Origin of the sequence: Brevibacterium aurantiacum, from assembly GCF_003932995.1 — a bacterium.
Lineage (GTDB): Bacteria > Actinomycetota > Actinomycetes > Actinomycetales > Brevibacteriaceae > Brevibacterium > Brevibacterium aurantiacum.
Map to the genome: position 1 here is coordinate 1,764,287 of NZ_CP025333.1, position 13,833 is coordinate 1,778,119.

At 64.8% G+C, this 13,833-nt stretch carries 14 protein-coding genes; 7 read left to right on the top strand and 7 right to left on the bottom strand.

What is annotated here, in order from left to right; all coding sequences use genetic code 11:
• The first annotated feature begins 41 nt into the window (after positions 1-41).
• The 5 genes from dapE to CXR25_RS08195 all read left to right on the top strand — a co-directional run bounded on the left by dapE (position 42) and on the right by CXR25_RS08195 (position 4,221).
• On the top strand, positions 42-1,208 hold the full coding sequence (gene dapE / locus CXR25_RS08175) for a succinyl-diaminopimelate desuccinylase (RefSeq protein ID WP_125240513.1): 1,167 nt from the start codon (positions 42-44) through the stop codon (positions 1,206-1,208).
• Positions 1,209-1,213: 5 nt separating this feature from the next.
• Positions 1,214-2,386 (top strand): dihydropteroate synthase, encoded by a 1,173-nt coding sequence (folP, locus tag CXR25_RS08180; RefSeq protein WP_226833656.1) that lies wholly within the window; start codon positions 1,214-1,216, stop codon positions 2,384-2,386.
• Positions 2,387-2,417: 31 nt separating this feature from the next.
• On the top strand, positions 2,418-2,687 hold the full coding sequence (locus tag CXR25_RS08185) for a DivIVA domain-containing protein (RefSeq protein ID WP_069600003.1): 270 nt from the start codon (positions 2,418-2,420) through the stop codon (positions 2,685-2,687).
• Positions 2,684-3,919 (top strand): hypothetical protein, encoded by a 1,236-nt coding sequence (locus tag CXR25_RS08190; protein ID WP_096146860.1) that lies wholly within the window; start codon positions 2,684-2,686, stop codon positions 3,917-3,919. The genes CXR25_RS08185 and CXR25_RS08190 overlap by 4 nt, the downstream gene beginning before the upstream one ends.
• Positions 3,920-4,050: 131 nt before the next feature.
• The gene (locus tag CXR25_RS08195; protein ID WP_009881711.1) at positions 4,051-4,221 is read left to right on the top strand and encodes a DUF3117 domain-containing protein; all 171 of its coding nucleotides are present in this window, start codon (positions 4,051-4,053) and stop codon (positions 4,219-4,221) included.
• Between the two features lie 163 nt (positions 4,222-4,384).
• Here the strand turns inward: CXR25_RS08195 and CXR25_RS08200 are convergent, their stop codons facing one another.
• Both CXR25_RS08200 and CXR25_RS08205 read right to left on the bottom strand, forming a co-directional pair.
• Positions 4,385-5,023, bottom strand: a complete 639-nt coding sequence (locus CXR25_RS08200) for an O-methyltransferase (RefSeq protein WP_009881712.1) — start codon at positions 5,021-5,023, stop codon at positions 4,385-4,387.
• 36 nt (positions 5,024-5,059) lie between these two features.
• Positions 5,060-5,392, bottom strand: coding sequence for an MGMT family protein (locus tag CXR25_RS08205; protein ID WP_035278176.1), 333 nt, complete (start codon positions 5,390-5,392; stop codon positions 5,060-5,062).
• A gap of 66 nt (positions 5,393-5,458) precedes the next feature.
• On the opposite strand from CXR25_RS08205, the gene CXR25_RS08210 reads away from it, so the two are divergent.
• The gene (locus CXR25_RS08210) at positions 5,459-5,932 is read left to right on the top strand and encodes a twin-arginine translocase TatA/TatE family subunit (protein ID WP_069600005.1); all 474 of its coding nucleotides are present in this window, start codon (positions 5,459-5,461) and stop codon (positions 5,930-5,932) included.
• 47 nt (positions 5,933-5,979) lie between these two features.
• Here CXR25_RS08210 and CXR25_RS08215 read toward each other — a convergent pair whose 3' ends face one another.
• Genes CXR25_RS08215 through CXR25_RS08225 form a run of 3 tightly spaced genes read right to left on the bottom strand, consistent with a single transcriptional unit; the run spans position 5,980 to position 8,958 of the window.
• Entirely contained in the window at positions 5,980-7,104 is a 1,125-nt protein-coding gene (locus CXR25_RS08215; protein WP_009881715.1) for an Mrp/NBP35 family ATP-binding protein, read from the bottom strand.
• A 43-nt stretch (positions 7,105-7,147) separates the two neighbouring features.
• Positions 7,148-7,681 (bottom strand): DUF1003 domain-containing protein, encoded by a 534-nt coding sequence (locus CXR25_RS08220; protein ID WP_009881716.1) that lies wholly within the window; start codon positions 7,679-7,681, stop codon positions 7,148-7,150.
• 2 nt (positions 7,682-7,683) lie between these two features.
• Positions 7,684-8,958, bottom strand: coding sequence for a magnesium transporter MgtE N-terminal domain-containing protein (locus CXR25_RS08225; RefSeq protein ID WP_009881717.1), 1,275 nt, complete (start codon positions 8,956-8,958; stop codon positions 7,684-7,686).
• Positions 8,959-9,149: 191 nt separating this feature from the next.
• Here CXR25_RS08225 and CXR25_RS08230 point away from each other — a divergent pair, with 191 nt between their 5' ends.
• Positions 9,150-11,078, top strand: a complete 1,929-nt coding sequence (locus CXR25_RS08230; protein WP_125240514.1) for a calcineurin-like phosphoesterase family protein — start codon at positions 9,150-9,152, stop codon at positions 11,076-11,078.
• A gap of 153 nt (positions 11,079-11,231) precedes the next feature.
• On the opposite strand, the gene CXR25_RS08235 is transcribed toward CXR25_RS08230, so the two are convergent.
• Together CXR25_RS08235 and CXR25_RS08240 are read right to left on the bottom strand one after the other, a co-directional pair.
• Positions 11,232-12,308 (bottom strand): P1 family peptidase, encoded by a 1,077-nt coding sequence (locus tag CXR25_RS08235; protein ID WP_009881719.1) that lies wholly within the window; start codon positions 12,306-12,308, stop codon positions 11,232-11,234.
• Entirely contained in the window at positions 12,305-13,819 is a 1,515-nt protein-coding gene (locus tag CXR25_RS08240; protein ID WP_009881720.1) for an aminopeptidase P family protein, read from the bottom strand. Before CXR25_RS08240 ends, CXR25_RS08235 begins: the two co-directional genes overlap by 4 nt.
• Positions 13,820-13,833: the final 14 nt, after the last annotated feature.

The window sequence follows — 13,833 nt, forward strand, 5'->3', positions numbered from 1 at the left end:
CTCCAAGACTAGTCGGTGGCGGCAGTACTAGGCTAAGCGGTATGACTGTCGATCCATCTGCTGAGACCGAATCCCGTTTCGCCCCCACCGGTGACCTGTCCGAATACCTGTTTGCGGCCCTCGGTGACCCGGCCGATCTCACCGGTCGCCTGTGCGCCGTCGAATCCGTCTCAGGCAATGAGACAACCATCACCGACGCCGTCGCAACAGTGCTCGAGCGCATCGGGGCAGGCCCTGGCCCGGACCTGGAGATCCTGCGCGACGGAGACACTCTCGTGGCCCGCACCCACCTGGGACGAGCCGAGCGCATCGTCGTGGCCGGCCACTTGGACACGGTTCCAGTCGAGGACAACCTGCCGCCTCGGCGCACCCACATGGATGGTGAGAACTACACCGATGACGAGGTCATCTGGGGCAGGGGTGCCTGCGATATGAAGGCCGGAGTCGCGATGGCACTGGTCACCGCCGCGGCCCTGCGCGAACCTACGCGCGACGTCAGCTGGGTCTTCTACGACCACGAGGAGGTCGGCGCCTCCCTCAACGGTCTCGGCCGCGTTTCCCGCAACCACCCCGACTGGCTGGGAGGGGACTTCGCGATCCTCGGTGAACCCTCGAACGCCTCGGTCGAGGGCGGCTGCAACGGCACCATCAGGGTCAACGTCTCGACGACCGGAGTTCGCGCCCACTCGGCACGCGCATTCATGGGAGTCAATGCCATCCACGCCGCAGCAGAGGTGCTCCAGCGCCTGGCCGACCATGAGACCGGGACCGTGAACGTCGACGGACTCGACTACCGTGAATCGCTGTCGGCAGTGTCGATCAGCGGGGGAGTCGCCGGCAACGTCGTGCCCGATGCCTGCACAGTGGCCGTGAACTACCGGTTCGCACCGAGCAAGTCCGCCGCCGAGGCCGAGGGCTTCCTCCGCGAGTTCTTCACCGGCTTCGACGTCGTCGTCACCGACGCAGCCGAAGGGGCACGGCCCGGCCTTGATCGCGCCATCGCTCAGGACTTCATCGACACGCTTGGGCTCTCACCGGCACCGAAGCTGGGTTGGACCGATGTTTCGAGGTTCAGCGCACTCGGTGTCCCGGCGGTGAACTTCGGACCCGGCAATCCTCTCTACGCCCACAAGTCGGATGAGCATGTGTCGGTCACCGAGGTCGACGAGGCCACCCGGACATTGCACGCCTACCTCGAAGGCCGCTGAGACCGATGACCGACCATGACTCAACCGCCGAGGTTCCAGCTTCGGCTGAGGACAATGTCTACAGCCAGGGTCCGCTGCGCCTGCGCGGATCACAGGTGCCGGAGACGACCGCAGACCAGAGCCTGCTCGATTCTCGCGGACCCTCGGACTGGACACACGAAGATCCGTGGCGGGTGCTGCGGATCCAGGGCGAGTTCGTCGAAGGCTTCGACTCCTTGGCGAAGATCGGTCCTGCCGTGTCGATCTTCGGCTCCGCCCGCGATCAAGGGAGAACAGCAGTGAGGGACACAGCCGAGCCCAGCCCCCACCTCGGCGGCTTTCAACTGGCACAGGCCCGGTCCGGCGGCCCAGCCATCATGGCCGTGATCAACCGGACCACGGATTCGTTCTACGAATCGGCGGCCACTGCCGAGGAAGCCATCGCAGCCGTCGAAGGCGCCGTGCAGAACGGGGCGCACATCGTCGACATCGGAGGCGTGAGGGCCGGCCGCGGGCGGGAGATCTCCAGCGCCGAGGAGATCGACCGTGTCTGCCCAGTCATCGAGGCCGTCGCGCACAGCCACCCCGACGTGCTCATCAGCGTCGACACCTGGCGCCACGAAGTCGCCCAGGCCGCCTGCACCGCGGGTGCGGGCCTGCTCAATGACACCTGGGCCGGAGTCGATCCCGAACTGGCCTCCGTGGCGGCGAAGAACGACGTGGGCATCGTCTGCTCACACACGGGCGGACTGGCCCCACGCACCGACGCCCACCGCAACCGGTACGGGCTGAGCGCCGGCGAGGTCGTCGAACGGACCCTGGACGGAGTGATCGGACTGGCCGAAGCCGCCCTGGACGCTGGAGTCGCCGCTGAGAAGATCATCATCGATCCGACACCGGACTTCGGAAAGAACACCTACCAGTCGCTGCGCCTGCTGCGGGAGCTCGAGACCTTCACCGACACCGGATTCCGGGTGCTGCTGGCGATCTCGCGGAAGGACTTCGTCGGCGAGGCCATCGGTGACGTGGCACCGGGGGAGCGTCTCAACGGAACGATCGCGGCCACCGCGCTTGCGGTGGCGAAGGGGGCTGCGATGATCCGCACCCACGACGTTCGCGCCACCGCTGACGCCATCGCGGTGACGCTGGCGATCACCGGTGACGCAGCTCCCAAACACACCGTGCGCGGCCTGCGCTGAGCAGATGTGCTCACTGTGAGAAAATGACGTTATGCCATTGTGGATTGTGATCGGAGTGGCCGCAGCGATCTTCGTGCTCGTGATCGTGCTGGCGGCGACGTTCAACGTCTTCTCCGCCGAGTCCGCTGAGGAGACTGAGGCCGACTGGCAGCCCCTGCCGCAGGACTTCACACCTGAGGATCTCGAGGGGCTCTCGTTCCGCCCCGCCCTGCGCGGCTACCGCATGGAGGACGTCGACAGCGCGGTGACAGCTCTGCGCACCCGAATCACCGAGCTGGAAGCCGCACGCGAGCAGCAATGAGCAAAGCCCACGACCTGCCCGGAATCACACTCGCTCCCGAAGTCTTCAGCTCCTCCAGGCTGTCGCGCCTGAGCACCCTGTTCCTCACCCTGCCGGTGTGGGTGCAGGCCATCGCGGTCTACTTCGTCTCACGAGTCGTGAGCATCTCGATCTTCGCCGCCGTCCTCAAACGTCAGGATCCGGCGAACTGGTCCTCCAGCCCGGTGACCACCACACTCAACGACTTCCTCAACTTCTGGGACGGCGGCTGGTACGGCCGGGTGGCGAAGGAGGGCTACCCGAACATCCTGCCGATCGATGAGACCGGCGCGGTGGCCGAGAACCAATGGGCGTTCTATCCGCTGCATCCGGCGATCGTCGGCAACCTCTCGAGCGTGACCGGACTGAGCTACGAAGTGATCTCACCGATCGTGTCGACACTCGCAGCGGGCCTCGCCGCCATTGTCATCCTGGTGCTGTTTCGCAGATACGTCGACCCCGGCCAGGCCCTGACCGGTCTGGCCCTCGTCATGTTCTTTCCCCCGGCGGCCATCTTCTCCACCGGGTACGCGGAGTCGCTGACGCTGCTGCTGCAGGCCACAGCGCTCCTCCTCGTCGTCGAACGCCGCTATCTCAGTGCGATTCCCGTCGTGTTCCTCATGGATCTCTCGCGCCCGATCGGCGTGGCCTTCGCCTTCTTCATGCTGCTGCACCTCATCGACCGCTTCATGCGTCGCAGGCACGACCCCTATCCCACCGCCGAGGTGGTGCGGTCCTGGACCTTGGGTGTGCTCTCGTGCGTCGCGGCATTGGTCCATCCCATCCACGCCTGGTTGTCGACGGGGTCGATGACCGCGTATACGGACACCGAAGCGGCCTGGCACACCGGTGAGTCGACGTATGTGGTGCAGTGGTTGGCTCAGGCCAACAGCCTCATCGGTCCGCTGGGTCCGGTGCTCCTGTTCGTCGTCATCGCAGGAATGCTGGCTCTCATCTTCTCCCCGGCGGGCGCCAAGATGGGCAGAACTCTGCAGTACTTCTGTCTGGCCTACGGCGTGTACCTGCTCATCTTCTTCACTCCGCAGACGTCGACCCTGCGGCTGCTCCTGCCGCTGTTCCCGATGGCGCTGACATTGGCTCTCGTGCGCTCTCGCGGGTACAGGGCGGCTGTTCTGTGCGCGTTCATCCTGCTCCAGATCGTCTGGGTCGCCTACCTGTGGCACTTCACCCCACCGGCGGATCTGCCGCCCTGATGATGAGGTCCAGATGTCAGAATTCGGTCGGGTTACCCGTGGGTGACCGGATCGTGGAATAATCGGCCATATAACATTCGGTCCATCGAGCGTGAACCGTCTTTGCATAATCAACGGAAGGAAGAGCCCACATGGCAGCCCAGAAACCCCGCACCGGCGACGGACCTCTGGAAGTGACCAAGGAAGGTCGAGGCATGGTGATGCGGCTTCCTGTCGAGGGCGGTGGCCGTCTGGTGATCGAACTCAGCAGAGACGAAGCCACAGATCTGCATGACACCCTGGCCGAGACTTTGGGCCAGTGATCGACACGGCACACTCCTTCAGCTGAGCAGTCAGCGCGGCTGAACGAACAGCAGAGACTTCGCAGAGTCTCTGCTGTTTTTGCATTCAACTGTCTTTGCATTCAGCGCCGCTGTCGACGCAGCAGCTAGGGTTTCCTGGTTTTCTACGGTGTCGTCGGCCTGTTCAGCGACGAGTCTTCTGGATCATGAGCAGACCTTGGCCGATGGGCAGCAGGACGCGTTCGAGGCGATCCTGTTCGGCCAGACGGTTGAGCAGGCCACGTGCCGCCTGGGTGCGCGGCGAACGGTCAACGGGATCGGCCACCCCGCCCTTGAGCAATGTCTGGTGGATGACGAGGAGTCCGTTGGCATCGAGAAGCCGGAGAGCGGGCTCGATCATGCGTTCGAGGTTCGTTGGCTCCGAGTCGAGGAAGACCATGTCGTAGGCCCCTGGCGCCAGACGCAGCAGGACATCCTCGGCACGCCCGCTCATCAGGCGCAGACGGCTGTGCCTGATGCCTGCCATGTCGATGAGATCACGAGCCGCAGCCTGGGCTGTGGAGTTCGTGTCGATCGAGGTCAGGATCCCTGCATTGGGCATTCCCCGCAGCAGGGCCAACGTCGAGGTGCCGGCACCGGTGCCGACTTCGACTGCGGCAACCGGAGTGAGCAGCCGGGCGAGAAGGGTCAGCGTCGACGCCGTAGTCTGCGACACCGGGGCCAAACCGTTCTCGTGGGAGAGGGCTCGCGCGGCATCCAGCAAGGGGTCGGGCCCGTTGTACTGTTCGGCGAAGGTGAGATCACCTGCATTCTCGCGTGACAATCGACCCTCCCTTTCGGCTGACATGTGGACTTCAGTCTAACTGCATGCGGGGTCGATTCCGTGGGTGCGCCACAGCTCCTCGAGATCATCGATGTCAACGAAGGCCGACTTGGAGACCTTCTCATGCGTGTGCGTAGTACCCTCGTCCTCCCAGTGCTCACGCGCGGTGGGCAGCAGAGCCTCCGGCAGCACTCCAGCGGCGTTGACCACCCTCCACCAGGTGACGTTCGAGCCGAACTCCTTCATCACACGTCCGACGTAGCGCGCCGAGCAGGAGGCGACCAGTCCGACGGTGCCATAGGCGACGACACGCCCCTCGGGGACGAGCGCGACGATGCGCAGGACTCGTTCCACGACCACTTCATCCATCTGCTCCACTCCATCCTGTGCTGACCGTGAGTCGAGCATACTTCTGTGCACGGTAGACTTGTTTCCATGTTGGGTATCAACGGCACCGAGATGTTGATCCTGGTGGTAGTGGCTCTTGTCGTCATCGGGCCCAAACGCCTGCCCGAATACGCGCAGAAGCTGCGTGACCTCGTGCGACAGATGCGTCGGATGGCTGAGGGAGCCAAGGACAGCGTGCGCCGCGACTTCGGCGATGACTTCAATGACGTCGATTGGCAGAAGCTGGATCCACGTCAGTACGACCCCAGGCGTATCGTGCGCGAGGCTCTCGTCGAGGAGGACTCAGCGATCCGCGAGTCCAAGCTTCGGGAATCATCGGCTGCCTCGAGTGACACACCCGCTCAGTCGCTCGATTCAGCGTCCGCAGGCAGCGTCGGTGACGCGGATTCCACGCCGAGTGAGCCCCGCACCAAGACCCTGTCGCCGATCGAGCGATTCCAGGCTCAGTCCGCTCTGCGCGACCGTTCAGCCACTGCACCCTTCGACACCGAAGCCACCTGATCTCAAGCAGGCGAATCTGATCCCAAACAGGCGGATCAGACCAGACTTCAGACCGGGCTGAGACCCAAGGATCGTCCCGACAGGCCGCGTGAGCGATGGGACAGAGTCGACGCCAACGAGGCGAATTCGCGTGCTGCGGGGGAGTCGGGGGAGCCCAACACCACCGGCAGTCCGGAATCCGAGCCTTCGCGGACCTGCGTGTCGAGTGGCACCTGGCCCAGCAGCTTGACCTCGGAACCGATCGTCTCCGAGAGGTTTGCGGCCACCTGGGCGCCGCCTCCGGAGCCGAAGACCTCCATCCGAGTGCCGTCGGGCATCTCCATCCATGACATGTTCTCGATCACTCCGGCCAGGCGCTGATCTGTCTGGGTGGCGATCGATCCCGCGCGCTCGGCGACCTGTGCGGCCGCCTGCTGCGGTGTTGTGATGACGAGAAGCTCTGACCCTGGGAGCAGCTGCGCTACGGAGATCGCAATGTCACCGGTGCCCGGAGGAAGGTCGAGGAGAAGGACGTCGAGGTCGCCCCAGAAGACGTCGGTGAGGAACTGCTGGAGGGCGCGGTGGAGCATGGGTCCCCGCCAGACGACAGCCTGGTTCGGCGGCACGAACATGCCGATGCTCATGACCTTCACGTTGTGAGCGACCTGCGGGATGATCATGTCGTCGACCCGGGTCGGTTTGCCGGAGAGGCCGAGCATTGCCGGAATCGAGAAGCCGTAGATGTCCGCGTCGACGACGCCTACGCGCAGTCCGCTCTGAGCCAGGGAGACGGCGAGGTTCGCGGTGATCGATGACTTGCCGACTCCGCCCTTGCCCGAGGCGATGGCGTAGACCTTCGTCAGTGAGTCGGGCTTGTTGAACGGAACCTCGCGGCTGGTGCCCGGGCCCTGGAGCTTCTCGCGCATCGCGGTGCGCTGCTCTGGAGTCATGGTCCCGAGGATCACGGACACATCGGTGACACCGTCGACCTGCGAGACCGCTGCCGTGGTGTCTTTGGTGATCGTGTCCTTGAGCGGACAGCCGGAGATGGTGAGCAGGACGGTGACGGTGACTTTCCCGCCCTCGATGCTGACGGACTCGACCATGTCGAGTTCGACGATGCTGCGGCGGATCTCCGGATCGATGACACCTGTCAGAGCTTCCCTGACTGCGTCCTCGGATGGCCCACTCATGTGCTCACGTCCTTTCACTTCCCGCTCGGTCTTCGCGGGACCTTCAGCCTACCTGTTCGTCGTCGGACCGGTCACTTCGGACCGGGTCTCTGACGGGCTCCTTCGCGTCCTCTTCGAGCTCCTTGAGCAGGTCTCGGAGTTCGGAGCGGATGAAGTCTCGGGTCGCCACCTCGCGCATGGCGATGCGCAGCGCCGCGACCTCGCGTGCCAGGTATTCGGTGTCGGCGAGGTTGCGCTCGGCCCGCTGCCTGTCGTGTTCGAACTCGACACGGTCACGGTCGGTGCTGCGGTTCTCCGCCAACAGGATCAGCGGGGCGGCGTAGGAGGCCTGCAGCGACAGGATCAGCGTCAGCAAGGTGAAGTTCAACGACCGAGGATCGAACTGCCAGGCCTCGGGGAGGAGCGTGTTCCAAATCAACCAGACAGCGCAGAACACGGTCATCCCCACGAGGAACGCGGGGGTGCCCATGAACCGGGCGAAGCCTTCGGCTCCGCGTCCGAAGGTCTCCGGGGACATCGCAATGTTCGGCAGTCTGCGTCTGCTCGAACGGGGAACGTCGAAATCGTCAGCAGCCACAGCTATCCCCTCCTATGGTCATCGCGCCCGGTGACTCGCCAGTCATCGGGCAGCAGCTCATCGAGGACGTCATCGACGGTGACCACGCCGATGAGGCGGTCGTTCTCGTCGGTGATCGGCACCGACACCAGATTGTACGCCGCGAGCAGCTTCGTGACCTCGCCCAGCGGTGAGTCCGGTGGCAGCGCCTCGACCTCCGTGTCGAGCATGATGCCGACGGCCTCGTGCGGGGGATGGCGCAGCATCTCCTGAATGTGGACGATCCCCAGATATTTCCCCGTCGGCGTCTCGACCGGCTGCCGACAGACGAAGACCGCAGCCGCCAGCGCCGCGGGAAGATCCTCTCTGCGGACGTGAGCGAGCGCCTCGGCGACGGTCGTCTCCGGGGTCAGGATGACGGGTTCCGTGGTCATCAGACCACCGGCGGTGTCGTCGTCGTAGGACAGCAGGGTGCGCACATCCTCGGCGTCGTCAGGTTCCATGAGTGCGAGGAACCGTTCTGCCTGCTCATCGCTGAGCTCGCCGAGGAGGTCGGCCGCGTCATCGGGTTCCATCTCCTCCAGCACCGTCACCGCACGTTCGGTGTCGAGGGCGGAGAGGAGCTCGACCTGTGTCTCATCGGGCAGCTCCTCGATGACGTCGGCCAGGCGTTCGTCGTCGAGGGCGCGGGCGACCTGGAGTCGACGTTCGGGCTTCATCTCGAACAGGACGTCGGCGAGGTCGGCGGGTTTCGTGTCTTGGTACGCGGCAATGAGCTGTGTGGCCTCCTGATCGACGTTTGAGTCGGCCGGGTGCTCGGTGTCGGTCCAGGAGATCTGCATGGTCTCACCGCGCCGGCGGAAGGCGGAGAAGGCGCTGCGTTCCTGGACTCTGCGCACGAAGAGCCGGGTGACTTCCCAGTCCTTGTTCACCTGCTGTTCGATGCCGACGTCTTCGATCTGGATGGGGGAGTCGTCTTCGCGCAGCCGCAGGCGCCGGTCGAGGAGGTCGTTGACGACCAGCGTCTCCGAGTGGCGCTGTTCGAAGCGGCGCATGTTCACCAGTCCGGTGGTGATGACTTGACCGGAGTCGATGGAGGTCACACGTCCCATCGGCACGAACACTCGTCGTCTGCCCGGAACCTCGACGACGAGGCCGATGACGCGGGGGAACTGCCGCATGGTCGCGCGGTAGACGATGACGGCGTCTCGCACACGTCCGACCTGATCTCCAAGAGGATCGAAGACGGGGACGGCGATGAGACGCGCGACGAAGACTCTTTTCGGTGGACCACTCATGCTCTCAAGCCTACGGGGTCAGCCCTATCGGATGCGCGAAGCGCGGCTGTGCGAGCGGCTGTCGGCGGTCGCCATGAGCCCATCACTCTCCGTTCACCAAGCTGTCTTGTCGCATCCATTCAGGATTCTCTCAGGCTCCCTAGGGTCTTTTCTCGGCAGAACTTCCCACTACCGAACACAAGGAGACTTCAATGTCGGAACGACGATTTCGTCCGAACGTGGTGACAGGACTCAGCGCATGTGCCGCCCTCGCCCTGATGGTGCCGCTGGTGGGCGCAAGCTCTGCAGCTGCAGCAGATGCTCCCGCCGAACTCTATGAGGGCCACGTGCAGGTGGACCGTGGACAGGCCGATGACCCGGAGACTCTGAAGGGTCAGGTCTTCGATGACGTCAACGAGAACTCGAAGCTCGACGGAGACGAGACGGGCATTGCCGACGTCGCCGTGACCAACGGCGTCGACGTCGTGCAGACCGACGGCAAGGGCTCCTACGAGCTGCCCGTTCGTGACAACATGACGGTCTCCATCACCCAGCCCTCCGGCTGGCAGGTCCCGGTGGATTCGGACAACTTCGCGCAGTTCAGCTACAACCACCTGCCGAAGGGGTCACCACAGCTCAAGTTCGGTGGAATCAAGCCGACAGGGGACACCCCGAAGGCCGTGAACTTCCCGATGATCGAATCCTCGGCCACCGCCTCGGCGAAGCAGGACTGCGCGATCGCCTCCGACACCCAGGCCTATGACAAGACCGAAATGGGCTACGCCCGTGACGGCGCTGTCGGCGACCTCGCCGATCGCAATGACTACAATGGCTGCGGCGTGCTCCTGCTTGGAGACAACGTGGGCGATGACCTCAGCCTCAACGACGAGCTCCGCGACGTCTACTCGCAGATGAACGGACCGGTTCGGGCCGCTCCCGGCAACCACGACCAGGACTACGACTCCCCGGATGACGCACACGCGCTCGATACCTTCCGTGATGACTTCGGACCGGGCCACTTCTCCTACGATGTCGGCAAGACTCACTTCGTCGTCCTCGACAGCATCGAGTACTCGGGCAACGCATCGACGAAGAAGTACAAGGAGAAGATCGGTGAAGAGCAGCTCGAATGGCTTGAGAACGATCTCAAGAATGTGGCGAAGAACGACCACGTCGTCATCGCGACCCACGTACCGATCGTCACTCACAAACAGGTCGTCGCCGAGGACGCCAAGGAGTTCTACGACGTCATCTCCGACTACCCGAACGCGGTGACCGTCGGCGGTCACACGCACACGCAGGAGAACCTCGTGGCCGGTGAACAGCGCAAGGAATGGGCCGACGAGGGCATCGACACGCTCCCCAACACCCAGATCGTCGCCGGAGCCGTCTCCGGTGACTGGTACTCCGGCGGACTCAACGCCGACGGGCTGCCATACTCCTTCACCGGTGATGCATCCGAACCAGGCGTCCAAACCCTCGAATTCGACGGTTCCAACCGCAGCGAACGCTACACGGTCCGCAACGAGTCCGATGACCATCAGCTGCTGCTGGGCGTGAACTCGCCCGAATGGCGCGATTGGGCACAGGAGGCACAGGACTGGCAGGATGCCGACAAGGCAGGCGAAGAGCCGGAGGCGATCTCTGAGCGCGTCGTGACTCGCGATGACCTCAAACAGGGCGACACCTGGCTGACCTCGAGCTTCCTCGCAGGCACATCGGACGCTCGAGTCGAGGTCAGCTTCGACGGGAAGTCGAGCAAGCTCGCCGAGCACACTCAGCCAGGCAAGGGCGAGTCGCTGGCGAAGGGCTGGGAGTACACCGATCCGTACACGGCCTCGCAGAACCTGCGGACCTCGGGCAGCGTCGGACAGTCCAGCTCGCACCTGTGGCGAGCCGAGATGCCGTCCGATCTCGACCTCGGCACGCACAGCGCCGAAGTCACCGGCACGGACCGCTACGGCCGTGAGTTCACGGAGACCGTCCGCTTCACCGTTGTCGAGGACGAGGCCGCTGCGGCTCAGACCTCGAAGAAGCAGCTGGCGAAGGACGGCTTCAGCACTCAGCAGGAGAAGAAGGCCGACGCAGACGACCGTAAGGGACTCGACTCGGAAGAGGCTCGCCAGGCGGACTCGAACTGATCGAATCCCCTGAGGGAGACTGCTGACTCCGAGCGAGGCTGTTGAAGCAGATTCGCACAGGAAAGGGGCGGGCGCCGGCATCAATGATGTCGGTGCCCGCCCCAGTCTCTGTCTGCGCCCGGCTGAGGCCAGAGAACCTCAGTCCGGTACGCCTCATTCCAGTGCGGCGAAGGCCTCAGCGAAATCGGGCGCGACATCGCTGAGAGTCGGTGGTTGACCCCACGAGTCCTCCACCGGAGCGGCAGCGACATGAGCATCGATGACGGCCAGGCTCAGGGCATCGGCAGCAGCTGCGGTGATCGCGACCTGGTCGAGTGTCGAGGCCGCGAAGTCCTCCGGCAGGCTCACATCACCGGTGGCGACGGCAAAGACCGTGTCACCGTCGAAGAGCGTATGCGAGGGGTGAATCGCCCGCGCGATTCCGGCATGGGCACCGGAGGCCATACGCGTGACCTGCGCCGGGTTCAGGGCCGCGTCCGTGGCGACGATGGCGATGGTCGTGTTCTTCGCCGAGGTGGCCTCGGCCGTGGACTCGGGAGTGGCCGGCAGATGACCGATCCGCGGCAGATCGAATCCATACGAGTCCAGGAGCGGGCCCGCCCACAGGTTGCCGTCGGGCGTCCCGATCGTGCCCAGCGGGTTGGCCACCACCAGAGCGGCAACGGTGTAGCCGCCGGGCAGACGGATCGCGATCGACCCCGTGGAGCTGCGCATGGTCTGCTGTCCCGAACGTGCACCCAGACCCGCGCCGAGGCTGCCCCTGACGCCGGGTGCCTGTGCCCTATCGTGTGCTGAGCGAAGGGCTGCCCGTGCCGCGGCCTCACCGTCGACATCCGTAGGAGGACGCGCGGTCCCGTCGCCTCGGCCGAGGTCGAAGATCGCGGCGGCGGGGACGAGTGGAATGACGGTGTCGGCAAGTCCAGGAGCAGGGAAACCGCGCCCCGCCTCGGCGAGGGCGCGCACCACACCGCTGACCGACTGCAGACCCAATGCGGATCCACCGGTGACGACGATCGCATCGGCACCATAGGAATGGGTGCCGGGGGCGATGACATCGGTCTCATGAGTGGCCGGACCGCCACCACGGACGTCCACCCCGACCTGCGCACCGGGTGGTGGCAGGACGGCGGTGACGCCGGTCAACCGGTCCGGGCCGAACTCGCCGGCGTGGCCCAGCGTGATTCCCGGGATCTCGAGGATGCCCCGGCCCCGGAACGGCCCAGGGGTCATCGTCCCTGGACCCAGGCCTCGACCTCGGCGCGGGTGCGCGGGAATCCTGCCGAAAGGTTCTCGACTCCGTCGGCGGTGACGAGGACGTCGTCTTCGATGCGCACACCGTTGCCGCGGAATTCCTCGGGCAGGAGCAGATCGTCGGTCTTGAAGTACAGGCCAGGTTCGATCGTGAAGACCATGCCAGGTTCGATCGCCGCATCCAAGTACATCTCGGCACGTGCCTGAGCACAGTCGTGGACGTCCAGGCCCAGGTGGTGACTGGTCCCGTGCACCATCCAGCGCCGGTGATGCTGACCCTCCGGTGACAGCGACTGGGCTGCAGAGACCGGCAGGATGCCGAATTCCTCGAGGCGGGCGGCGATGACCTCCATCGCGGCTTCGTGGACCTCGCGGAACTTCACCTCACGGTTGGCATGGTCAGCGGCGACGGCGAAGGCCGCATCCGATGCGTCGAGGACGGCATCATAGATCTTCGCCTGAACGTCGGTGAACGTGCCTGAGACCGGGAGTGTGCGGGTGATATCGGCCGTGTAGAGCGAATCGGCTTCTGCCCCGGCATCGACGAGGACGAGGTCGCCCTCGCGCACCGCACCGTCATTGCGGATCCAGTGCAGGGTGCAGGCATGGTTGCCCGCGGCCGCAATCGTGTCGTAGCCGATGCCGTTGCCCTCGGAGCGGGCGGCGGTTTCAAAGGCGGTCTCGATGATGCGTTCACCGCGTCGATGAGTCACTGCGGTGGGCAGGGCGGCGACGACGTTGTCGAAGCCGGTGCGGGTGATGGCGACGGCTTCGCGCAGGGCGGCGACCTCGTGTTCGTCCTTGATCAGTCGCAGCTCGGACAGCAGCTGGGCCAGCTCGGCATCTCCGGCCTCCGAGGTCTCAAGATCGGCCTGCACCTGAGTGCGGGCGACATCGATGAGGGAGTCGATGCGGACATCGGCCTGGCGGACCAGACGCACTGAGATCGCGCCGAGGTCCTTGGTGATCGCGTCGTCGACCGTCGCGGCGCTTTCGGTGGTGATGCCGGTCATCGTCGACATCGCTTCGAGATCGGCGCGGGGACCGACCCAGTATTCGCCGTACCTGGAATCGGAGAAGAACTCGACGGTATCCGAACCCGCGCGGGGCCGGAAATACAGAGTCACAGTGTGAGCATCGTCCTCCGGCTCGAAGACGAGAACGGCGTCCGGCTCGGAATCGGCTTCGAGGCCGGTCAGGTGGATGAACGCCGAATGGGCGCGGAAACGGTAGTCGGTGTCGTTGGACCGGACCTTGTGGCCCCCGGCGGGGATGACGAGTCGTTCTCCGGGGAAGGCGGCGGAGACCTGCGCCCGGCGTGCTGGTGTGAATCCGGCTGCGGCCAGAGCCTGGGCATCGAGTGGTGTACGGTCCCATCCCTCGGCGACGAAATCACGAAATGCCTGGGAGTTGGGGCGATGGGAACGGTTGTTGACTCGATCGTCGAGGGCCTGGGTCTGCTCGGTGCTGTCTTCATTCTGGGTTGTCATGTTTCCATTCTAGG